Source organism: Pseudomonas sp. GXZC, assembly GCF_026967615.1.
Taxonomy (GTDB): domain Bacteria; phylum Pseudomonadota; class Gammaproteobacteria; order Pseudomonadales; family Pseudomonadaceae; genus Aquipseudomonas; species Aquipseudomonas azotoformans_A.
Window position 1 is genome coordinate 2,806,121 of sequence record NZ_CP114115.1, and the last position, 20,627, is coordinate 2,826,747.

21 protein-coding genes and 1 pseudogene are annotated in these 20,627 nt (G+C 62.6%); 12 read left to right on the forward strand and 10 right to left on the reverse strand.

From position 1 onward, the window contains the following. The 3 genes and pseudogenes from OZ428_RS13425 to OZ428_RS13435 form a co-directional block, all read right to left on the reverse strand. Positions 1-927, reverse strand: coding sequence for a sugar ABC transporter substrate-binding protein (locus tag OZ428_RS13425; RefSeq protein WP_269133689.1), 927 nt, complete (start codon positions 925-927; stop codon positions 1-3). A gap of 19 nt (positions 928-946) precedes the next feature. Continuing rightward, positions 947-1,726 carry a TIM barrel protein gene (locus OZ428_RS13430; protein WP_269133690.1) on the reverse strand — a complete coding sequence of 260 codons (780 nt, stop codon included), beginning with the start codon at positions 1,724-1,726 and terminating at the stop codon, positions 947-949. Beyond that, positions 1,723-2,727 (reverse strand): annotated as a pseudogene (locus OZ428_RS13435) (Gfo/Idh/MocA family oxidoreductase). Before OZ428_RS13435 ends, OZ428_RS13430 begins: the two are co-directional and overlap by 4 nt. A gap of 183 nt (positions 2,728-2,910) precedes the next feature. On the opposite strand from OZ428_RS13435, the gene OZ428_RS13440 reads away from it, so the two are divergent. Further along, a complete protein-coding gene (locus tag OZ428_RS13440) occupies positions 2,911-4,875 on the forward strand; it encodes a sigma-54 interaction domain-containing protein (RefSeq protein WP_269133692.1) in 1,965 nt (654 codons plus the stop codon). A gap of 10 nt (positions 4,876-4,885) precedes the next feature. Here the strand turns inward: OZ428_RS13440 and OZ428_RS13445 are convergent, their stop codons facing one another. Next, positions 4,886-5,935, reverse strand: coding sequence for a LacI family DNA-binding transcriptional regulator (locus OZ428_RS13445; protein WP_269133693.1), 1,050 nt, complete (start codon positions 5,933-5,935; stop codon positions 4,886-4,888). Positions 5,936-6,097: 162 nt separating this feature from the next. Here OZ428_RS13445 and OZ428_RS13450 point away from each other — a divergent pair, with 162 nt between their 5' ends. The 4 genes from OZ428_RS13450 to OZ428_RS13465 are packed head-to-tail and all read left to right on the forward strand — an operon-like array spanning position 6,098 to position 9,563. Further along, complete coding sequence (locus tag OZ428_RS13450; RefSeq protein WP_269133694.1) at positions 6,098-7,192, forward strand: fatty acid desaturase family protein; 1,095 nt, start codon at positions 6,098-6,100, stop codon at positions 7,190-7,192. Positions 7,193-7,220: 28 nt separating this feature from the next. Beyond that, complete coding sequence (locus OZ428_RS13455) at positions 7,221-7,541, forward strand: MocE family 2Fe-2S type ferredoxin (RefSeq protein WP_269133695.1); 321 nt, start codon at positions 7,221-7,223, stop codon at positions 7,539-7,541. Positions 7,542-7,543: 2 nt separating this feature from the next. After that, on the forward strand, positions 7,544-8,743 hold the full coding sequence (locus OZ428_RS13460; protein WP_269133696.1) for an NAD(P)/FAD-dependent oxidoreductase: 1,200 nt from the start codon (positions 7,544-7,546) through the stop codon (positions 8,741-8,743). A gap of 1 nt (position 8,744) precedes the next feature. Then, entirely contained in the window at positions 8,745-9,563 is an 819-nt protein-coding gene (locus tag OZ428_RS13465) for a sugar phosphate isomerase/epimerase family protein (RefSeq protein WP_269133697.1), read from the forward strand. Here OZ428_RS13465 and OZ428_RS13470 read toward each other — a convergent pair whose 3' ends face one another. After that, positions 9,564-10,436 carry an undecaprenyl-diphosphate phosphatase gene (locus OZ428_RS13470; protein WP_033903175.1) on the reverse strand — a complete coding sequence of 291 codons (873 nt, stop codon included), beginning with the start codon at positions 10,434-10,436 and terminating at the stop codon, positions 9,564-9,566. It lies immediately after the preceding gene. Positions 10,437-10,615: 179 nt separating this feature from the next. On the opposite strand from OZ428_RS13470, the gene OZ428_RS13475 reads away from it, so the two are divergent. Next, the gene (locus tag OZ428_RS13475; protein ID WP_269133698.1) at positions 10,616-11,122 is read left to right on the forward strand and encodes a GNAT family N-acetyltransferase; all 507 of its coding nucleotides are present in this window, start codon (positions 10,616-10,618) and stop codon (positions 11,120-11,122) included. Here the strand turns inward: OZ428_RS13475 and OZ428_RS13480 are convergent. After that, positions 11,100-12,044, reverse strand: a complete 945-nt coding sequence (locus OZ428_RS13480; protein WP_033903177.1) for a GlxA family transcriptional regulator — start codon at positions 12,042-12,044, stop codon at positions 11,100-11,102. The genes OZ428_RS13475 and OZ428_RS13480 overlap by 23 nt on opposite strands. A gap of 159 nt (positions 12,045-12,203) precedes the next feature. Here OZ428_RS13480 and OZ428_RS13485 point away from each other — a divergent pair, with 159 nt between their 5' ends. The 3 genes from OZ428_RS13485 to OZ428_RS13495 all read left to right on the forward strand — a co-directional run bounded on the left by OZ428_RS13485 (position 12,204) and on the right by OZ428_RS13495 (position 14,711). Next, positions 12,204-12,833 carry a TetR/AcrR family transcriptional regulator gene (locus OZ428_RS13485; protein WP_269133699.1) on the forward strand — a complete coding sequence of 210 codons (630 nt, stop codon included), beginning with the start codon at positions 12,204-12,206 and terminating at the stop codon, positions 12,831-12,833. Further along, positions 12,830-13,507, forward strand: coding sequence for a type 1 glutamine amidotransferase domain-containing protein (locus OZ428_RS13490; protein WP_038841760.1), 678 nt, complete (start codon positions 12,830-12,832; stop codon positions 13,505-13,507). The genes OZ428_RS13485 and OZ428_RS13490 overlap by 4 nt, the downstream gene beginning before the upstream one ends. A 79-nt stretch (positions 13,508-13,586) precedes the next feature. Continuing rightward, on the forward strand, positions 13,587-14,711 hold the full coding sequence (locus OZ428_RS13495; protein ID WP_269133701.1) for an alkene reductase: 1,125 nt from the start codon (positions 13,587-13,589) through the stop codon (positions 14,709-14,711). Here OZ428_RS13495 and OZ428_RS13500 read toward each other — a convergent pair whose 3' ends face one another. After that, positions 14,712-15,698: an NAD(P)H-quinone oxidoreductase gene (locus OZ428_RS13500; RefSeq protein ID WP_269133702.1), complete on the reverse strand. Its 987-nt coding sequence runs from the start codon at positions 15,696-15,698 to the stop codon at positions 14,712-14,714. A 323-nt stretch (positions 15,699-16,021) separates the two neighbouring features. Next, positions 16,022-16,840 carry an alpha/beta fold hydrolase gene (locus OZ428_RS13505; RefSeq protein ID WP_033903182.1) on the reverse strand — a complete coding sequence of 273 codons (819 nt, stop codon included), beginning with the start codon at positions 16,838-16,840 and terminating at the stop codon, positions 16,022-16,024. A gap of 147 nt (positions 16,841-16,987) precedes the next feature. On the opposite strand from OZ428_RS13505, the gene OZ428_RS13510 reads away from it, so the two are divergent. Next, the gene (locus OZ428_RS13510; protein WP_269133703.1) at positions 16,988-18,055 is read left to right on the forward strand and encodes an NAD(P)-dependent alcohol dehydrogenase; all 1,068 of its coding nucleotides are present in this window, start codon (positions 16,988-16,990) and stop codon (positions 18,053-18,055) included. A gap of 42 nt (positions 18,056-18,097) precedes the next feature. Here the strand turns inward: OZ428_RS13510 and mntP are convergent, their stop codons facing one another. Then, a complete protein-coding gene (gene mntP / locus OZ428_RS13515) occupies positions 18,098-18,661 on the reverse strand; it encodes a manganese efflux pump MntP (protein WP_038841780.1) in 564 nt (187 codons plus the stop codon). A 221-nt stretch (positions 18,662-18,882) separates the two neighbouring features. Beyond that, a complete protein-coding gene (locus OZ428_RS13520) occupies positions 18,883-19,194 on the reverse strand; it encodes a hypothetical protein (RefSeq protein ID WP_269133704.1) in 312 nt (103 codons plus the stop codon). A gap of 201 nt (positions 19,195-19,395) precedes the next feature. Here OZ428_RS13520 and OZ428_RS13525 point away from each other — a divergent pair, with 201 nt between their 5' ends. Together OZ428_RS13525 and OZ428_RS13530 are read left to right on the forward strand one after the other, a co-directional pair. After that, entirely contained in the window at positions 19,396-20,055 is a 660-nt protein-coding gene (locus tag OZ428_RS13525) for a TonB family protein (protein ID WP_051422269.1), read from the forward strand. After that, a complete protein-coding gene (locus OZ428_RS13530) occupies positions 20,052-20,597 on the forward strand; it encodes an RNA polymerase sigma factor (protein ID WP_038841783.1) in 546 nt (181 codons plus the stop codon). The genes OZ428_RS13525 and OZ428_RS13530 overlap by 4 nt, the downstream gene beginning before the upstream one ends. Positions 20,598-20,627 lie beyond the last annotated feature (30 nt).

Genomic DNA, 20,627 nt, shown 5'->3' on the forward strand with positions numbered 1-20,627 from the left:
TTACTTGTAGCGCTGCTCAAACACCGCCACCTGCTCCGGCTTGATCAATTCAAACGGCACCCACACCTCCGGCTCAATCGACTCGCCCTTGATCATCCGCACCGCCGCCTGCACCGCTTGGGTTGCCTGGGCTTTCGGGTCCTGGAACACCGACGCCGTCAGCAACCCCCGCTTGATCGCCGCCAGCCCATCGGGCAAGCCATCGATGCCGACAATCGCCACGTCACCCTTGGCTTTCCCTGCCTGCTGTAACGCCATGGCCGCGCCAATCGCCATTTCATCGTTATTGGCCACGATCGCATCGAACTGCGTGCCCGCCAGCAGCCAGTTGCTGGTCAGGTCCATGCCCTTGCTGCGTTGCCATTCGGCGCTTTGCTGCTCGACCACCTTGATACCGGGAAAGTCCTTGAGCACCTGTTTGGCGCCCTCGGTGCGGTCATGGGTGGCGTTCTGTGCAAGGTCGCCCATGATGATCGCCACATTGCCCTTGCCGCCGAGTTTTTCCGCCAGGTAGCGCATCTGCAATTGCCCGGCCTCGATGTCGTTGGAAGCCACGGTGACCACGCCTTTGGGCAAGGTGCGCTCGTCCGGATGGCGGTTGACGTACACCAGCGGCGTCTTGGCCGCGACGGCGGCGCGGGTCATGTTGGCGGTGGCGGCGGTGTCCACCGGCAGCACGATCACCGCGTCGACCTTCTGGTTGAGAAAACCTTCGACCTGATTGAGCTGGCGCACCACATCGCCCTGGGCATCTTCGAACTGGATCTGCACATCCTGCTGCTGGGCGGCCGCTTCCAGGCCGGTGCGCACGTAGGTCATGAAGTTATCGTCGACCCGGGCAATGCTCACGCCGATGCGATAAGCCGCGAAGGTCCATTGGCTGAACAGCAGCAACAAGGTGGCAGCAAACAACGAATAGCGATTCATAAGGGTGATCCTTTTATTGTTATAGGGTGAACGCCTGGCGGAAACGCGCCAAAGCCAACTCGCTGTCGCCGCTGGCCCAGCCTTCCAGACCGACCACGCCGCTGTAGCCCATGGCGTGCAAGGCCCTGGCGATGGCCGGGTAGTGAATTTCACCGGTGCCGGGCTCCTTGCGTCCCGGCACGTCGGCCACCTGGATTTCACCGATATGTGTGCCGGCGCGCTGGATCAGTTCGATCAGGTTTCCTTCGCCGATCTGCGCGTGGTACAGGTCCAGGTTCATCTTCAGGTGCGGGCTGCCCACGGCCTCGATCAGCGCCAGGGTATCGTCGGCGCGGGCGAAGGGGGTGCCGGGGTGGTCAACTTCGGTGTTGAGGTTTTCCAGCAGGAACACCCGGCCGGCGTCTTCCCCCAAACGGGCGATTTTTTCCAGGGTCTTGCAGGCGCTCAGCCACATGCGGCCGGTGGTCTGGCTCACGGGCTGCACGGGCAGGCCGCCGTCACCCAGGCCGGTGCCGTGCAGGTTGAGGCTGGGGCAATTCAGTCGTTCGGCGACCCCTAAGGATTCGCGGGCGCTGTCGAGCAGTTGGCGGATACCGCTGGGGTCGGTGAGGGTGCCGCTGATGTAGCCGGTCATGGAGGTGAAGTCGGCGCCGGTAGCCGCCAGGGCGGCGATGTCCTTGTCTGTCCAGTTCCAGATTTCAGCACTGAAGCCCAGCGCATGAATACGCTTCACGCGTTCGATGAAGGGCAGGTCGAGAAACACCATCTCCGCGCTGACGGCCAGCGTGAACGGGCTCATACGGCCACCGCCTTGCCGGTTTCGAACGACTCGATGCAGGCGCGGGCAAGCGCCAATGCCGCGCGCGCGTCTTCACCGCTGGCCAGGGGTTTGGCGCCGCTGCGCAGGCAGTCGACGAAGTGGTTGAGTTCGGCGATGTAGGCGTCGCGCAACAGGTCGGTGTCCAGGCGCTGGGTGTCGGCCTGGATGCCCTAGGCCAGGTAGCGCACCAGGTCGCAATCGTTGAGGCTGCCCATGCTCAGCATGCCGGCGCTGCCAAACACTTCGCCGCGCACGTCGTAGCCATACACGGCCTGGAAGTTGGCCTCGGCGGTGGCGATGGCGCCGTTGTCGAAGCGAATCGCGACCACGGCGGTATCGAGGAAGCCTTTGCTTTTGTATTCCGGGGCGATCAAAGCGTCGGCCATCACGTAGACCTGCACCGCCTCGGCGCCGGGGTTGAGGTAGCGCAGGGTGTCGAAGTCGTGGATCAGGGTTTCCAGGAAGATCACCCATTGCGGCGACTTGGCCGGGTTGTTCAACGCCGGGTCGCGGGTCAGCGAGCGCAGCAGTTGCGGGGTGCCGATGCGGCCGGCGGCGACGTCGAGGTGCGCGGTGCGAAAGCTCTTGGCGAAGCGCCGGTTGAACCCGACTTGCAGCGGCACCCGCGCATCGGCCGCAGCGGCGATGGCGCGGTCGGCTTCATCGAGGGTGATAGCCATGGGTTTTTCGCAGAAGATGCCCTTGCCGGCGCGGGCGGCGCTGATCACCAGCTCGGCGTGGCTGCGCGCGGGGGCGGCGATCAACACGCCGTCGATGTCCGGGTCGTCGAGCAACTGCTGCGGGTCGGTGTAGACCTTGCTCACCCCCAGCTCAGCGGCGAGGCGGGCGGCCTGGCCCGGTGTGGGGTCGGCAATCGCTGCCAGGCTGGCGCCGGGGATATGCCGCGCGGCGGTCAGGCCGTGGAAGCTGCCCATGCGTCCGGCACCGATCAAGCCCAGGCGGATGTTCTGTGTACTCATGAAATAACCTCTTGTTGTTATTGGCCTCAGGACAGTCCTGCGGCAGAGGGGTCAGAGCAAGGGCTGTGCCATTTCGTAAGATATTGATAAATAAAGATTAATAATTATCTTTAAACAAAAAGTGTTCATTTTGATGACATGCCTATACTGCCATGTCAAAAATATGAACATGGATACCGCCCAATGAGCCTGGCGTTCAGCGTGCAAGACCTCGACTACCTCACGGCCCTGGGGCCTGCCGCGCTGAATGATGGCCCGGTCGCTGCACTGGAACAGGCCTGGCGCGACTGCCTGGCCGGCCAGGTCGACCGCCCGGCGCACGTGCGCCAAGTGATCTGGGATTCGTGGCGGCGCAGTGTCCAGGCCGGTATCGACCCGACCGACAACGCGTACCGCTTCGTTGCCGCCGATACGCTGGCCGCCGCCCAGGCCACCCACCGCGTGCTGATCGAGGCCGCCGCGCAAGTCATGCATGGCTTGCTGGCCTACAACCCGCGCGGTCACATCAACCTTACCGATGCCGATGGCACCACCCTGTATTTCTGCGGGCTGGACATCACCCCCGTGGGCAGTCGCCTGCTGGAATCGGTGCAAGGCACCAACTGCACCGGCCTGGCGCTGGCCGAGGATCGCCTGGTGTACGTGTTGGCCGAGGAAAACTTCGGCGTCGGCCTGCGCCAGCGCCGCATGCATTGCGCCGCCGCGCCGATCAAGAATGCCCAGGGCCAGACCGTGGCCATGCTGACGCTGACTGCCGAGCCCGGCTGGTTTCACTTCCATACCCTCGGCACGGTGCAGGCCGCAGCCGACGCGGTATCGCGGCAGATGGCCCTGCAAGGGCTGTTGGAAGAACAGCAGACTGTCCTCGAAGTGCTCAACGAAGGCCTGGTGGTGCTGGACGAACGCGGCTGCATCAAGGCGCTCAACCGCTATGCCCGGCAGCTGTTTGGCGTCGGGCTGGAGCTGATCGGGCGGCCGTTCCAGCAACTGGGCCGTAGTGAACTGAGTGACGCCCTTGGCGAGCCCGTGCGCGACCTCGACTGCACCTTCCAGCTGCACAACCGCAGTCAACTCGCCTGCCTGGTCTCGGTGTGCCCGCTGGAGCAGGGCGGGGTGATCGTGTCGCTGCGCGAGAACCGCCGCATTCGCGAAATCACCCGGCGCCTCATCGGCACCCAGGCCAGCTACACCTTCGACACCATCCAGGGCAGCTCGCGGGCGATCCAGGACGCGCTGCACTTGGGACGCATCGCCAGTCGCAGTGATTCCACCACCCTGATCCTCGGTGAAAGCGGCACCGGCAAGGAGCTGTTCGCCCAGGCCATCCACAATGGCAGCGAGCGCTGCAACAGCCCATTTGTGGCGGTCAACTGCGGTGCGATTCCACGGGACCTGGTGCAAAGCGAGCTGTTCGGCCACGTCGAAGGCGCGTTCACCGGCGCCACCCGTGGCGGCTCGGCGGGCAAGTTCGAACTGGCGGATGGCGGCACCATCTTTCTCGATGAGATTGGCGATATGTCCTTCGATGCCCAGGTCAGCCTGCTGCGGGTGTTGCAGGAGGGGGAAATTACTCGGGTAGGCGCGAAAAACTCGCGGCCAGTGAATGTGCGCATCATCGCCGCCACCCACCGCAACCTCAGCCAGGCCGTGGCGCAAGGCGCGTTTCGCGAAGACCTCTACTACCGACTCAACGTGCTGAACCTGACCGTGCCACCGCTGCGCATGCGCCGCGAAGATATTCCGCTGCTGGCGCGGCATTTTCTGGTCCGGTGCGCTCGTTCACTGCGTAAATCGGTGCAGGGATTTTCACCAGACGCCCTGGCGCTGCTCACCGCCTACGGCTGGCCGGGCAATGTGCGCGAGTTGGAAAACAGCATTGAACGGGCGACCAACCTGGCGATGGGAGCGCTGATCGAAACGGTGGATCTGCCGCTGGAAAGCCGACAACGCATCCCGCTGCGCACCCACGAAGCGCCACCCGCCCAGGACTTGAGCAGCCATGAAATGCACGCCATCGTCGCCGCGCTCAACAGTACCGGCGGCAACATCCGCCTGGCCGCGCAGCAACTCAACGTGTCGCGGGGTGGGCTGTACAACAAGATGAGTCGGTTTGGCTTGAGTGCTGCGGATTTTCGCAAGCCTTTGTAGGAGCGGTGTTTCAGTTACCCATGTTCTCCGATGTCACAATCTGCGGCGGTACATACACCCGCTGCCGCACCGGATCGAACCCCTCTGCACTCTGCAGATCCACCATCAACCGCACCAACGCCGTCGCTGTCTGCCCCGGCTGCGAATCCATCACCACATCAATCAACCCCTGGCCCAACGCCTGGCGTGACAGCTCAGTCGACTCCTGCAGGATGCAGCACAACGCCGGCCGCTTGGGCAACTGTGCCAGGGCGCTGATGATGCCGTCGCCGCCGCCGCCCACCACGCACAATCCGCGCAGGTCGCTGTGGCGGCTGATCAGGTCGAGGGTGGCTTCTTCGGTGATGTCGCAGTTGTCCAGGTTGATCAGCGGCTCCAATGGTTTGAGCCCCGGCGCGTGTTCGGCCAGGTAGCTGTGCAGGCCTTCGACCCGTGCCTGGTGGCCGAGGAAACGGTGGCCGCCAAGCAGGATGCCCACGCTGCCTTTGCGGGCGCCGCAGGTGCGGGCGAGCAGCCAGCCCATGGTGCGGCCGACCACATGGTTGTCCTGGCCGACGTAGGGTTCTTCGGCCTGTTCGTGGATACCCGAAAGCAGGGCCACCACGGGCACACCGGCTTCGCGGATCTGCTTGAGGCAGGCGTTGATCAGCGGATGGGCAAAGCTCACCACCGCAAGGCCATCGCATTGCACGGCCAGTTGTTCAATTTGCGCGACGATAGCGCTGGGCGTGCGATCGACGATGTACTCGAACTGGCACGTCAGGTTGGCGCCGGCATGCTGCTCGGCGGCGGCGCTGATGGCCTGCGCCAGGCTGGCATAGAACGCCTGGGCGGTGGCCAGCAACAGGATGCCGAAACGATAGGTCGGCCGGCGTTCGCGAATGCGCTGGCCGATCAACCGCGCCGCAAAATAGCCCACGGCTTCGGCCGCCTGGAACACCTGCTCGGCGGTCTCGGGATTGACCGGCGCACGTGCATTCAACACACGGTCGACGGTGGCCACACTCAGCCCCGCCTGGGCGGCAACGGTGGCGATGGTCGGGCGTTTACTGTTGTTCATGACAGGCCCCTTGAGCGTCTTGATAGAAAACTATCAAGCCCCGCTGGGCCTGGATGATAGCTTGATAGGGAATGGATTCAAGGCCTTGAGGGTGATTTAGGCGTTCTCTATCGTGGGTTTCACACAGCACCTGAAACCACCCGCTTGCGGAGAACAATAACAATGCCTGAACACACCGCTCACACCGCCCGGCGCGACTATAGCCTCACCGGCCCCGAAGCCGCCCGCGCGGCTGAGAAGGGCCTGGTCTCGGCCAGTTGGTACCAGTCGCCCATCTCGCGCAAACGCATGAAAGAACTGATGCAGCGCCGCGACGGCCCGGCCCTGCTCGACACCGCCATCTGGGTGATCGCACTGGTTGCCACTGGCTTTGGCGGCTACTGGTTCTGGGGCACCTGGGCCTGTGTGCCGTTCTTCCTCGCCTACGGCGTGCTCTATGGCACGGCGTCCAACCCGCGCTGGCACGAAACCGGCCATGGCACGGCGTTCAAGACTCGGTGGATGAACGACGGGCTGTATCAGGTCGCGAGTTTCATGTGCATCTTCGAACCTCACGTGTGGCGCTGGAGCCATGCCCGTCACCACACCGACACCATCGTGGTCGGCCGCGACCCGGAGATCGTCGAGCCGCGTCCGCCAAGCTTTTTGATGATGTTCTTGAGCCTGTTCAACCTGCCCTTGGCCTGGAAAACCTTCAGCGGTGTGGCGCGGCATGCCATTGGCAAGATGAGCGCCCAGGAAGCCGACTTCATCCCCGAATCCGAATGGCCCAAGGTGTTTCGTGCGGCGCGCATCTGGGTCGGTATTTATGCGGTGGTGATTGGCACCGCGTTGTACCTGCACAGCTGGCTGCCGCTGATGCTGATTGGCCTGCCGAGCCTCTACGGCGCCTGGCTCGGCTACGTCTTTGGCCTCACCCAGCATGTGGGCCTGGCCGAAGACGTGCTGGACCACCGCAGCAACTGCCGCACCATCTACATGAACCGCGTGCTGCGCTTTATCTACATGGACATGAACTACCACCTCGAACACCACATGTACCCGATGGTGCCGTACCACGCCCTCGCGCAACTGCACGAAGAGATCCGCAGCGACTGCCCACCGCCGTACGCCAACCTGTTCGAGGCGTACAAGGAAATCCTGCCGACGATCTGGCGGCAGCGCAGCGACCCGACCTATTTCATCCAGCGCCCGATTCACCCGAACACTCATTCGGCTGCCCATGCGCCGGTGCATGCAGAAACCGCTGCTGGCTGATCCCCACCCAAGAACAAGAGAAAACACCATGAACGATCAATGGATCGACGTCTGCGCCGTGGGCGAAATAGAGGAAGAAGACGTGCTGCGCTTCGACCACGGCCCGCACACCTACGCGCTGTACCGCTCGGCCGAGAATGAATTCTTCGCCACCGCCGGCCTGTGCACCCACGAGAAAATCCACCTGGCCGACGGCCTGGTAATGGACCACGTGATCGAATGCCCCAAGCACAACGGGCGCTTCGACTACCGCACCGGCAAGGCCCTCGGCGCGCCGGTGTGCGTCAACCTCAAGACCTACCCGGTGCGGGTCGAAGCGGGGCGGGTGTTGCTCGCCGTTACGGCCTGATGATGAACGCTCCGTTGATTATCGTCGGCGCCGGTCATGCCGGTGGCCGGGCGGCGCTGACCTTGCGCGAAGAAGGTTATACCGGGCGCTTGATTCTGATAGGCGATGAACTGCACTTGCCCTATGAGCGGCCGCCGTTGTCCAAAGGCCTGTTGCAAGGCACGGCGGAGCTGGCCGGCTACAGCTTGTGCGACAGTGCGCGACTGGCCGAACTGGGCATAGAGCACATCGCCGGTAACCCGGTGACTCATCTGGAACCGCAGCAACATCGCCTGCAACTCGCCGACGGCCAATGGTTGCCTTACGCCGGTCTGCTGTTGGCCACCGGCGGCCGGGCGCGACGTTTGCCCCAGGCGCAGGCCAATGTGCTTTACCTGCGCACTCACGATGAGGCGCTCGCGTTGCGCAGCGCCTTACGCCCCGGCACGCGGCTGGTGGTGGTGGGTGGTGGTTTTATCGGCCTGGAAGTCGCGGCGACCGCACGTCGCCTGGGCTGTGAAGTGACGGTTCTGGAAGCCGGGCCACGCTTGGCGGGGCGTGTACTGCCAGCGGTTATCTCCCAGGCGCTGCTGGATCTGCATCGCGAGCACGGTGTGCAGGTGCGTTTGAATGTGGCGCTGGAATCCATCCAGGCCGACGCCGTGTTGTTGGTGGATGGGCACCGGTTGCCCTGCGACTTGATTGTGGTCGGCATCGGCATGCAACCCAATCTCGAACTGGCGGCAGCAGCAGGGTTGGAGGTGGGGCAGGGCATTCGTGTCGATGCGTACCTACGCACCAGCGCGCCGAACATCTATGCCGCCGGTGATGTGTGTGAGTTCCGCCTCGACGGTCTCTACCATCGCCAGGAAACCTGGCGCAACGCCGAAGCCCAGGGCCGGCATGCCGCACTGAACCTGCTGGGGCGCGAAGAGCCGTTCGAGGCGTTGCCCGGTTTCTGGTCCGATCAGTACGACTGGGGTTTGCAGACCGTGGGCGTGATCACACCGACAGTGGTCAACCGCCCATTACCGGGCGGCGGCCTGTTGCTGTTCTACCTCGATGGCGATCAGCACTTGCAAGGCGCCTGTGGTTGGGCGCCGGGCAGCAGCGTGGCCAAGGACATCAAGCTCTGCGAGCGGCTGATCAGCGCGCGGATTGCGCTCGATACCGCCAGCCTGGCCAACCCCGAGCTGTCCCTCAAACACCTGCTGCGAGGCTGATATGCGCCAATTCCTGGTGTTCCAATCCCTGTGGGCGATGCAGACCGAACCCGGCTGTCTCGACACCCAGCTCGACCGCATCCAGGCCGCTGGTTTTGACGGCATTACCGATCATTACTGGCAGCCTGCCGATGTCGCCCGTTTACACGCGGCGGCTAGCTCAAGAGGCTTGCAGATCGAGGGCCAGCTGTTTCCGCAATCGATCGATGACCTGGCCGCCGCATTGGATGTGATCACTCGCTACGGCTGCCACCACCTCACCCTGCAAGCCGACGTACGCCCGCGCACCCAAGCCGAGGCAGCCCGGCTGGTCGAAGGCTGGCAACGCCTGGCCGAGCAGGTGGACTTTCCGGTGTTGCTGGAAACCCACCGTTATCGCCTCACCAACGACCTGCTGTTCACCCTCGACCTGCTGGCGCAAATGCCGGATTTGAAGCTGCTGGCCGACCTGTCCCACTACGTGGTCGGGCGTGAACTGCCCGAACCGGGCGCGCCGGAAGACGACAAACATATCCGTACGATTTTGCGCCACAGCTGGGGGTTTCACGGTCGTGTCGCCAGCAGCGAGCAGGTGCAAGTCTCCCTGGACTTTCCCCAGCACCAAGCCTGGGTACAGCGTTTTACCCAGTGGTGGCGCTACGGGATTGAGGACTGGCTGGCCCGGCCCGACACGCCGCAGAGCCTGTCCTTCACCTGCGAACTGGGCCCGCCGCCCTATGCGATCACCGGCGCGGACGGGCGTGAGATCAGTAATCGCTGGGCCGAAGCGCTGAAAATGCAGGCGTTGATTCGCGAGGTATGGCGCAGCAGTCAGGCCTGATCAGCTCAACAGCCCGGTGCTAACCGCCACAATCAGGAAGATCCCCAGCAACGCGCGATAGATCACGAACGGCCAGGTGGAGAACCGCTCCAGAAACTTCATCAGGCCCCAGATCGCAAAAAACGCCGAGAGGCTTGCGACCACCAGGCCGAACAGCAAATGCGGCCAGGCATGGGCCGGCATGTCGGCGTGCAGCAGCACCCACAGTTCCTTCAGGCCGGCGAGGGCGATGGCGGGCAAGCCGAGCAGGAAGGAGAACCGCGCGGCTTCCTCACGCTTGAAGTTGAGGAACAGCGCGGCGGTCAGCGTAGAACCGGACCGCGAAACCCCTGGAATCAGCGCACCGATCTGCGCAATCCCCACGATCAGCGCATCCCGCAGGCGCATCTCGCTCACTTCGCGGGTGTGGCGTGCGCGCACTTCGGCCACCGCCAGCAGCACGGCCATGACCACGCAGGAAATACCGATCACCATCAACCCGCGCAACGGTGAGTTGCAGGCGTTCAGGGTCGAAGACAGCGCCAGGCCGGCGATGCCGATGGGGAGGGTCGCCAGCACAATCGCCACCGCCAGCTTGAACCAGCGGTCGTTGTAGTCACCCCGGCGCACCGCACCAATGCTGCCGGTGGTCACCTGGCGCACATCTCGCCAAAAGTAACTGACCACCGCCGCCAGCGCCGCCAACTGCATGGCCGCCGAGAATGCCGAGCCAGGATCCTGCCAGCCGAGCAGGGCGGGGACCACGCGCATATGAGCGGTGGACGACACCGGCAGCAGCTCGGTAATGCCCTGGATCACGCCCAGGATGAAGATCTGCAGGTAATCCAGGGAGGCAAAACCCACGTCCAGGCCGGCGGTACAGGCGTTTGTCAAAATACGTGTCCTTGAAAGAGAGCGTCAATTTCGCGGAGTTTATTCGAAATGTTTCAGGGTTTCGGCCGAGGCAACACCTATTTGCAATCGGTTCAGCAAGTAGAAAGGTTGGCCGCTCTCTTGGCCTGCCCACCGGTTTTGTGAACAATGGCGCCCTGTGTGTTTTCACCGAGAGTCTCATGCCCGAAGTCACCGTCGAATTGATCCAGACCGGCCCGGAGCACGCCGAGCTGATCCGCAATCTTTACCAGTACTACGCCTATGAATCCTCTGACTGGGAACAGGAAGATGTCGAGGCCGATGGCCGTTTCTACATCCATGACGAACACCTGGTCCGTTACTGGGAGGACCCGCAATGGAGCGCCAACCTGCTGTTGGTGGATGGTTATATCGCGGGCTTTCTGTTGATCGAAGGCAGCGAGCTGCCGGGCATCCACTCCCTGGAGCTGGCCGACTTGTTCGTCCTCAAGCGCTACCGCCGCAAAGGCATCGGCCGCGCCATCGCCAGCCAGGTGCTGTGCAGTGGCGAGGCTGATTGGCTGGTGCGCTTCTATGATCAGGACGAAGTGTCCCAAGCGTTCTGGCGCACGGTGCTGGATAACCTGCCGCGTCCGGTGCAGACGATTGAGCTGGAGGATGACCCGCAGCTGGTGAGTTACCTGATTACGCGGGCGGCACTGCATTAAACGCCTGCTGCATCACCTGCGGCGGCTGCCCGAACGCCCTTAAAAATGCCTGGCGCATGCGCTCGCGATCACCAAACCCGGTTTCGCGGGCGACCACCTCGACCGGGTGGCGACTGGTTTCCATCATCGCCCGCGCCGCCTCTACCCGCAGCGACTCGATGGCCTTGGCCGGTGTTTGCCCGGTCTCTTCCCGGAATACCCGGCTGAACTGGCGCGGGCTGAGGCGGGCGACATCGGCCAGCGCATCTACCGACAAGTCGTGGGTCAGGTTCTCGCGGGCATAGGCCAGGGCCAGTTGCACGCGGTCCGACTTGGGGTCCAGCTCCAACAGCGCCGACAACTGCGATTGTTCACTGCCCCGGCGTTGGGCGATCACCAGTTTGCGCGCAATGCGCCGGGCGAGGTCGCTGCCCAGGTCGTTTTCCACCATGGCCAATGCCAGGTCAACCCCGGCACTCATGCCGGCGCCGGTCCACACCTGGCCGTCCACCACGAACAGCTTGTCTTCTTCCAAATGAATGTGCGGATAGCGCTTGCGAAAGGCCGGCGCGTGAATCCAGTGGGTGGTGGTGCGCTTGCCTTCCAGCAAGCCCGCTTCGGCCAGCACGAAGATGCCCATGCACAATGAGGCGACGCGCCGCGACTGGGCGGAGGCGGCCTTGACCAGTTCCAGCAGGTTGGCCTCCGGCAGGCGGAATTCCAGATAACCGCTGACGATCAGCGTGTCGTAGCCCTCCGGCCGGATCGGTGTGGTGTTCACCGAAAAGCCCTGGGACGTCATCACCGCGCCGCCGCTTTCCGACACCAGGTGAAACTCATAGGCCGGCTCGCCACGCAACAGGTTCGCGCACTCGAACACCGAGCCCAGGCTGAGACTCAAGGACTGGAAGTTCGGGTAAACCATCAGCGCAACGCTGTGCATCGCATGTCTCCGGGTGGGGGGAGCAGGGATTGTCGGCGGCTGCCGGGAAAACGGCAACCGACTTTGGCGCATGTCCGAAATCCTTGCGGATCTGACATTGTGCGGGTTTGCCCAGGCTCCTAACATTCCCTCAACGCACTAGACGACTGGTCTAATCCGATGAGCAGCGAAACTAAAACAGTACGCCAGAGCATTCTTGACACGGCGCAATTGATTGTTGGCCGCAAAGGTTTTTCTGCGGTGGGCCTGAACGAAATACTGCAAACCGCCGACGTACCCAAAGGTTCGTTTTATCACTACTTCACCTCCAAAGATGCGTTTGGCGTTGTATTGCTCGACCACTACTTCGACAACTACGTGCACGGCATGCAGCAACTGTTCGAGCAGCCGGGTTTAACCCAGCACACCAAGTTGATGCGTTATTGGCAGTGCTGGATTGATAACCAGACCGGCTGCACCGACGCAGGCAAATGCCTTGCCGTCAAACTCGGTGCGGAGGTGTCAGACCTTTCAGAGCCGATGCGCCTGGCCCTGCAACGTGGCACTGCACGCACCATCGGTTTGCTGGCCGAGGCCTTGCAGCAGGGCGTCGAAGACGGCTCGGTAGTGATTACGCAACACCCGGACAGCCTGGCCCAGCGCCTGTATGCGTTGTGGTTGGGGACCAGCGTCATGAGCAAGATCACCCGTACTACGGCGCCTTTTGATGAGGCGTTGGGGTTGACCCGGCAGTTGTTGGGTCAGCCGCAAGAAACTGACATTCACACCTATCGAGGCACTGGAAAATGAAAGTATTAATGGTACTGACCTCTCACGACCAGCTTGGCGATACCGGGCGCAAGACCGGCTTCTGGCTCGAAGAGTTTGCTGCACCCTATTACGCGTTCAAGGACGCCGGCGCCGAGATCGTGCTGGCTTCACCGGCCGGCGGCCAGCCGCCATTGGACCCGGTGAGTGATCTGCCGGACTTCCAGACCGAACAGACGCACCGTTTCGCCGCCGACCCGGCTGCCCAGCAAGCCCTGGCCTCCACGGTGAAACTAGACTCGGTCAACGCCGATGATTTCGACACCGTGTTCTACCCCGGCGGCCACGGCCCGCTGTGGGACCTGGCCGAATCGCCGGTGTCGATCGCCCTGATCGAGTCCTTCGAACGTGCTGGCAAGCCGATCGGCTTTGTCTGCCACGCACCGGGCGCGCTGCGTCACGTCAAGGCGGTCAATGGTGAGCCGCTGGTCAAGGGCCGTCGCGTCACCGGGTTCTCCAACTCGGAAGAGGCGGCGGTGGAGTTGACCGATGTGGTGCCGTTTCTGGTGGAAGATGAATTCAAGAAGCTGGGTGGCCTTTATGAAAAAGGCGCTGACTGGCAGTCCTTTGTCATTACCGATGGCTTGTTGGTTACCGGGCAAAATCCTGGCAGTTCCAGTGATGTCGCTAAAGCCCTGCTGAAACTGACTGCTTAATTAATTAGACCGCTGAATTCATTGGCGACTTTTATAAGTCGCCAATGCTTTAGCACGTCCAGAATTTGGAAATCCTTAAATGACTGACAATGTTTTAAGTACCCCAGTAACACTGGGTCGCCATACGCTGAACAATCGTATCGTCTTACCGCCGTTGACGCGCCAGCGCAGCGCCCAACCGGGTGATATTGCGACCGACTTGATGGCCGAGTATTACCGCCAGCGGGCCAGTGCCGGTTTCATGGTCAGCGAAGGCACGCAGATCGAGCCGCGTGGCCAAGGCTATGCCTGGACACCGGGCATCTACACCCCGGCGCAGATCGACGGTTGGCGCAAAGTCACCGACGCGGTGCATGCCGAAGGCGGGGTGATCTTTGCCCAGTTGTGGCATGTCGGTCGGGTGTCCCATAACGCCTTGCAGCCAGAAGGGGCGGCGCCCGTCGCACCGTCGGCCCTCCAGGCCCTGCAAGCCAAAGCCTTTATCGAAACGGCGCCGGGCGAGGGTGAGTTGAAACAGCCGCCTGTGCCACGTGCGTTAGCTACGCAAGAGGTCAAGGACTTGGTTGGGCATTATGCCCAAGCGGCACGCAATGCGCTGGATGCGGGGTTTGATGGGGTGGAAATCCATTCGGCCAATGGCTACCTGGTGAACCAGTTCATCTCGGCCCATGCCAATCAACGTGACGATGAATACGGTGGTTCGTTGGAAAACCGCCTGCGTTTTCTGCGCGAGATCGTCGAAGCAGTGAGCGCGGTGGTCGGGCCGGAACGCCTGGGCGTGCGCTTCTCGCCGTTGTTCAGCGGCACCGATCAGGACCGCGTGTACATCGGCCTGGTGGAAGACGACCCGCACCACACCTACATCGAAGCCATCAAGGTGCTCGAAGCGTCGGGCATCGCCTACGTCTCCATCGCCGAAGCCGACTGGGACAACGCACCCGACTTGCCTGAATCGTTCCGCCGTGCCGTGCGCGAGACGTTCAGCGGGCGGATCATCTACGCCGGCCGCTACACCGCTGAACGCGGTGCGCGGTGGGTAGAGGCAGGGCTGGCGGACTTGATCGCGTTCGGGCGGCCGTTTATCGCCAACCCGGATTTGCCGCAGCGGCTGTTCAACGGGTGGCCGTTGAATCCGCTGCGGGTGGAGGGCATGTACGGCGGTGGTGCAGAGGGCTATATCGATTACCCGGTATACGCCGGATAATCAGGCAACCCGCAACACAATCTTGCCAATATGATCCCCACCTTCCATCCGCGCATGCGCCTGATCGGCCTGGGTGTAGTCGAACACCTGGTCGATCATCGGCAGGCAGCGCCCGGCTGACAGCACTGGCCATACATGCTGGCGCAGTTGGTCGGCGATTGCGGCTTTTTCGTCCTTGGTCCGTGCGCGCAGCAGCGAACCGGTGACGATTGCGCGTTTGCCAAGAATGGTCAGCAAGTCCACCTCATTGGCCTTGGCACCGCCGAGGAACCCCAGCATCACCAGGCGGCCGTCCATCGCCAGCGCCTTGAGGTTGTTGTTGAGGTAGGAGGCACCCATGATGTCGAGGATCACATTCACGCCTTGATCGCCGATCACCTGGGCAAAGTCTTGTTCGCGATAATTGATCGCTTCTGCGCCAAGCGCACGGATGGCCGTACATTTTTCCTCACTGCCGGCGGTGGCAAACGCCTGGATGCCGAACTCGCGGCACAGCATCAGTGCGGTAGTGCCGATACCACTGGTGCCGCCGTGGATCAGCACACGCTGGCCCTTGTGGGCGCCGCCGATGCCGAACAGGTTGGCCCATACGGTAAAGAAGGTTTCCGGGATGGCCGCCGCTTGAATCCAGTCCATGCCTTCGGGAACCGGCAACGCCTGGCTGGCGGGCACTGCGCAGTATTGGGCGTAGCCACCGCCATTGGTGAGGGCGCACACCTTGTCACCGACGGCGTACTCGGTCACGCCGTCGCCCAGGGCCACCACTTCACCCGCCACTTCCAGGCCGGGGATCGGGCTCATGCCGGGTTTCATCGGATATTTGCCGGCGCGCTGCAAGGCGTCCGGGCGGTTGACGCCGGCGGCGTGCGCGTGGATCAGGATTTCACCGGCTGCCGGGGAGGGCACCGGCGCCTGGCGCGGCTTGAGCACTTCCGGGCCGCCAGGGGTGGTGATTTCAATCAGGGTCATTTCGGTAGGCAGGGGCATTATGCGGGTCCTGTTACGGTGAGCGTATGAAGTGGGACCACCTTACCTGGCTGTTGATTCAATCGGAACCCATCATGTCTGCACAGGCCTGCAGGCGTGCGAGTGCCGCGCTAACCCCCATTAGTGTGGTGAGCGGGCTTGTGTGGTGAGCGGGCTTGCCCCGCGCTGGGCTGCGCAGCAGCCCCTGTCAGCCTCACCACATTGCTTCAGGCGCGCCGAGGCGTATGGTTTTGGGGCGGCTTCGCCACCCAGCGCGGGGCAAGCCCGCTCACCACAGAGGCCGTGTTGCGCTGGCAAGCCCGGTCAAACAAGCAGAGGACGTTTCAGCGGTTCAGAAACGCCAGCAAGTCTTCGTTCAACTGTTGGGTATGGGTGGCGGCAAACCCGTGCGGCGCATCCTTGTAGACCTTCAGTTCGGCACCTTTGATCATCTGCGCCGCGACTTTACCGGTGGTTTCGAACGGCACGATCTGGTCGCCATCGCCGTGGATCACCAGGGTCGGCACGTCGATCTTGGCCATGTCCGGGCGGAAGTCGGTTTCGGAGAATGCGGTGACGCAGTCCACCGTCGCCTTGAGGGACGCCTGCAGAGCGATTTGCAGGGTCTGGGTCTGCACGCCTGCGGAGACGACCTGGCCTTTGTTGAGGCCATAGAACGGCGTGTTGAAATCGCTGATGAATTGCGCGCGGTCCTTCAGCAACTCGGCCTTGAAGCCGGCGAACACGTCGAGCGGCACACCCTGCGGGTAATCGGCTTGCTGGCCGAAGATCGGCGTCACCGCACCCAGCAACACCAGGCCGGCCACGCGTGCGCTGCCATGGCGTGCGATGTAGCGCGCCACGTCGCCGCCGCCCATGGAGAAGCCCACCAGGGTCACGTCCTTGAGGTCCAGGTGCTCGATCAGTTGGGCGATATCGTCGGCGAAGGTGTCGTAGTCGTTGCCGGTCCACGGCTGATCCGACCTGCCGAAACCACGGCGGTCGAACGCGAGGGTGCGAAAGCCTCGGCTGCTCAGGTATTCCATCTGGTATTCCCACATATCGGCATCCAGCGGCCAGCCATGGCTGAACAACACGGGTTTACCGCTGCCCCAGTCCTTGAAGTAGATCTGGGTACCGTCTTTGGCAACGAATGTGCTCATGGAAAACTCCTGGGAGGGTGGAAAGAGAATGCTAGCTCACTATTGCGTTAAACCGGACGAAGGGCTTGTACGCCTGTGCTCGGTTGAACGGTTGAGCGTCTATGCTGGTCGATTGACTTCCAACGTCAGATCACACAGGTGAACGAAATGGCCAAGACTTACAGCTACGCCGCCCAGAACGCCAAGGACTCCCTCAAGCCCTACACCTTCGAGCGCCGCGCGCCGGGGGCGGATGATGTGCAGATCGACATTCTCTATTGCGGGGTCTGCCACTCCGACTTGCACACCGTGCGCAACGAGTGGAACAACACCCTGTATCCATCCGTGCCCGGCCATGAAATTGTCGGTCGTGTGACTGCCGTGGGTGGCAACGTCAAGACGTTCAAGGTCGGTGACCTGGCCGGCGTCGGCTGCATGGTCGACAGCTGCCAGCACTGCGCGTCCTGTGCCGAAGGCGAGGAGCAATACTGCGAGAACGGTTTTACCGGCACCTACAACGGCCCGGTGTTCGGCGGTGAGAACACCTTCGGCGGCTACTCCGACAGCATCGTGGTCAAGGAGAAATTCGTGCTGCGCATTTCCCACGACGCGTCCAACCTGGCCGCCGTGGCACCGTTGCTGTGCGCGGGTATCACCACCTATTCGCCGTTGCACCACTGGAAGGTCGGCCCTGGCAAGAAGGTCGGCGTGGTGGGCTTGGGCGGCCTGGGCCATATGGCGGTGAAGATCGCCCATGCCATGGGCGCCCATGTGACGCTGTTCACCACCTCACCCAACAAGCGAGAAGACGGCCTGCGCCTGGGTGCCGATCAAGTGGTGGTCTCCAAGAATGCGGACGAGATGGCCAAGGTCGCCAACAGCCTGGATTTCATCCTCAATACGGTTGCCGCACCGCACAACCTCGATGCGTTCCTCAACTTGCTCAAGCGCGACGGCACCATGACCCTGGTCGGCGCGCCCGACAGCACGCATCCTTCGCCGACGGTGTTCAACCTGATCTTCAAGCGCCGCAGCCTGGCCGGTTCGCTGATTGGCGGCATCCAGGAAACCCAGGACATGCTCGACTTCTGCGCCAAGCACGGGATTGTCTCGGACATCGAGATGATCGATATCCAGGGCATTAACGAGGCGTATGAGCGGATGCTCAAGGGCGATGTGAAGTATCGGTTTGTGATCGATATGGATAGCTTGAAGAAAGCAAGCCACGCTGCCTGATTCATCTTCTGTAGGAGCCGTTCCCTCGGCTCCTACGCTTGATCAGGCCGAAAGGTGTTCGTACAGAATCGTCGCACCTACCAGCATCAGCACCACACCCCCGACCATCTCTGCCCGTTTGCCCACCACGGTGCCCAGCACTCGCCCAAGCATCATGCCGAGGGTCACCATGGTCATGGTCGCCAGGCCAATCGCCGCCGCTGCCACCAGGATATTCACGTCGACAAACGCCAGGCCCACGCCTACCGCCAGTGCATCGATGCTGGTGGCGAACGCCGTCACGGCGAGGATCATGAAGGAGTGCTGGGTCGGCTTCTCGGCCTCTTCATCATCGGCTTTCAACCCGTTCCAGATCATGTGCAGGCCCAGCCCGACCAGCAAAGTAAAGGCGATCCAGTGGTCCCAGTTTTCCACCCAGCGGGTGGCGGCATGACCGATGGCCCAGCCGATCATCGGCGTGATGGCTTCGATCACACCAAAGATCAGGCCGGCGCGCAGGGCTTCGGTAAGGCGGGGTTTGTGCAGGCTGGAGCCTTTGCCGATGGCAGCCGCAAAGGCGTCGGTCGACATGGCCAGGGCCAGGAGGATCAGGGAAATGGGGTTCACGGTCAGGCTTCCAGTCGGGCTATGGGACACAACGACACCGCCATGCGCCCGACTTCAGGCATGGGATGTCGCTGGTCTCACCAACCGAAAAGACGGTGTTCGCACCACGGCAGGTTGCCGAATATGTTGATACGAACGCTTCCAACAGGGTCAGAAGCCGGTTACTCCCCAACGAGGAGCGCGATCATAGGCGGGCATATATGAAAATTCCGTCAAAACCGTCAAGGCCGCTGCGGCTTGACCGACGTGCCAAAGGTATTGCCCATGCGCACGCTGGTCGCCGCCGGGGTGGACAAACCCACTGCATTCGGCGGCCGTTTTTCCACGGGGATGTTTTGGGCTTCGCGGTTTTTCTTCGCCGCCTTGGTCGCATGGGTATCGTTGCCCATCTGCTGGCTGAGGCAGCCATAGTCGGGCGCCTTGTAGCCATCCACGCTGACTTCGGCGCACGTGCCGGCGGCGTTTTCGGCGTGGGCGAGTACGGGCAGGGCAGCGCACAGCAACAGGCTGGCGAGGGTTGGTAACAGCTTCATCGGGCCTCCTGGCAGGCCCTGAGGAGTGGGCCGGTTAGGCTTGAAAGTGTAGTGCAGCGGGCTTCTCGTCACCGTGATGTTTTTTTTGCTATCACCGTAACATCAGGTTCATAAACTGGCCTCAGGATGACGGTTTTCTAGGGCGCGTCGGCCGTGCAGCGATGCAGAGCAGGGGGTGAACAGGGAGTCTGGAGGCGCGTCATGTGCGCCCTGGTCTTGCTGTTGCTGCTGGCCGGCGGTCGTATGGCGCAGGCAGAGTCACCGCTGCTGTCGTTGAACCTGCCGGCGCAAGACCTTGAACACGCACTGCAAGCCTACAGCCGCGCCACCGGGATGGCGGTGCTGGTGGACCGCGAGTTGACGCGGGGCCGGCGCTCCATCGGGGTACGCGGGCGCTTTACGGCGCAAGAAGCACTGGCAATGTTGCTGACAGGGAGTGGCCTGATGGCACGTTATGCACGCAGCGATGCGTTTACCTTGCAGACCCCGCAGGTCAGCCAACCACCGCCCACAAAGGGGGCGGCGGCACGCAGCGCCGCGCGGATCAACAACAGCTACGCGACGGCACTGCAGCAAGCCATCGAGACCAGCCTGTGCCGCTCGCCGCTGACCCGGCCCGGCAGCTTCCGGGCCTTGGTGCAGGTGTGGGTCAACCCGGACGGAGTGATTGAACACAGTCGGTTGGTCAGCTCCACCGGCGATGAACAACGCGATGAAGCACTGGTACGCAGCCTGAGCGCGGCCCGGGTCCAACGCCCGGCACCGAGCTCACTGCGCCAACCGGTGACTTTACTTTTGATGCCTGACACAACAGGAATGCGCATGGAATGCACAGCAGCGAAAGGAGCCTGGGGCGGATGAAAAATACCGGGCACAGTGCGATGGTCAGCTTGTTCCTGGCCTCCTACGAAGACTTCAAGGTGCGTTTGCGCAAGCGCCTGGGCTCGGAAGACCTGGCCAACGACGTGCTGCACGAAACCTACTTGCGGGTCGACCGCATGGACGTGCCGCCCAACCTGCAACAACCCAACGCCTACCTCTACCGCATGGCCTTGAACATCGCCGCCGACCGCCGCCAGGCCGACGCGCGCCTGCTCACCGGCAGCGAAGTGGAAGAACTGCTGCAAAGCGCCGACGAAGCCCAGGACCCGTCGCGGGTGGTGGGCGGTCAGAAAGAAATTCAGTCCCTGGTCAAAGCGCTCTACGAACTGCCGGCCCGTCGCCGCAAAATCCTCATCGCCGCCCGCCTGGAAGAGGCGCCGCACCTGGAAATATCCCAGCGGTTCGGCATCTCCACGCGCATGGTCGAGAAGGAAATCAAGGCCGCCCTGGGCCACTGTGCCAAGCGCCTCGAAAGAAAAGTGATTCAGCGGTTCGGTCCCGGGGCCGGAAAACCGTCTTAGTGTCGAGTCCCTGATAAATCCGTGAGTACG

Bases quoted from the DNA above. Each gene is read 5' to 3' on its own strand.
- OZ428_RS13445 (WP_269133693.1), bottom strand. From the start codon at position 5,935: ATGAACAACAGTAAACGCCCGACCATCGCCACCGTTGCCGCCCAGGCG.
- OZ428_RS13460 (WP_269133696.1), top strand. From the start codon at position 7,544: ATGAACGCTCCGTTGATTATCGTCGGCGCCGGTCATGCCGGTGGCCGG.
- OZ428_RS13480 (WP_033903177.1), bottom strand. From the start codon at position 12,044: ATGCACAGCGTTGCGCTGATGGTTTACCCGAACTTCCAGTCCTTGAGT.
- OZ428_RS13510 (WP_269133703.1), top strand. From the start codon at position 16,988: ATGGCCAAGACTTACAGCTACGCCGCCCAGAACGCCAAGGACTCCCTC.
- OZ428_RS13495 (WP_269133701.1), top strand. From the start codon at position 13,587: ATGACTGACAATGTTTTAAGTACCCCAGTAACACTGGGTCGCCATACG.
- OZ428_RS13475 (WP_269133698.1), top strand. From the start codon at position 10,616: ATGCCCGAAGTCACCGTCGAATTGATCCAGACCGGCCCGGAGCACGCC.
- OZ428_RS13505 (WP_033903182.1), bottom strand. From the start codon at position 16,840: ATGAGCACATTCGTTGCCAAAGACGGTACCCAGATCTACTTCAAGGAC.
- OZ428_RS13430 (WP_269133690.1), bottom strand. From the start codon at position 1,726: ATGAGCCCGTTCACGCTGGCCGTCAGCGCGGAGATGGTGTTTCTCGAC.
- OZ428_RS13485 (WP_269133699.1), top strand. From the start codon at position 12,204: ATGAGCAGCGAAACTAAAACAGTACGCCAGAGCATTCTTGACACGGCG.
- OZ428_RS13425 (WP_269133689.1), bottom strand. From the start codon at position 927: ATGAATCGCTATTCGTTGTTTGCTGCCACCTTGTTGCTGCTGTTCAGC.
- OZ428_RS13455 (WP_269133695.1), top strand. From the start codon at position 7,221: ATGAACGATCAATGGATCGACGTCTGCGCCGTGGGCGAAATAGAGGAA.
- OZ428_RS13450 (WP_269133694.1), top strand. From the start codon at position 6,098: ATGCCTGAACACACCGCTCACACCGCCCGGCGCGACTATAGCCTCACC.
- OZ428_RS13465 (WP_269133697.1), top strand. From the start codon at position 8,745: ATGCGCCAATTCCTGGTGTTCCAATCCCTGTGGGCGATGCAGACCGAA.
- OZ428_RS13500 (WP_269133702.1), bottom strand. From the start codon at position 15,698: ATGCCCCTGCCTACCGAAATGACCCTGATTGAAATCACCACCCCTGGC.
- OZ428_RS13520 (WP_269133704.1), bottom strand. From the start codon at position 19,194: ATGAAGCTGTTACCAACCCTCGCCAGCCTGTTGCTGTGCGCTGCCCTG.
- OZ428_RS13490 (WP_038841760.1), top strand. From the start codon at position 12,830: ATGAAAGTATTAATGGTACTGACCTCTCACGACCAGCTTGGCGATACC.
- OZ428_RS13525 (WP_051422269.1), top strand. From the start codon at position 19,396: ATGTGCGCCCTGGTCTTGCTGTTGCTGCTGGCCGGCGGTCGTATGGCG.
- OZ428_RS13530 (WP_038841783.1), top strand. From the start codon at position 20,052: ATGAAAAATACCGGGCACAGTGCGATGGTCAGCTTGTTCCTGGCCTCC.
- OZ428_RS13440 (WP_269133692.1), top strand. From the start codon at position 2,911: ATGAGCCTGGCGTTCAGCGTGCAAGACCTCGACTACCTCACGGCCCTG.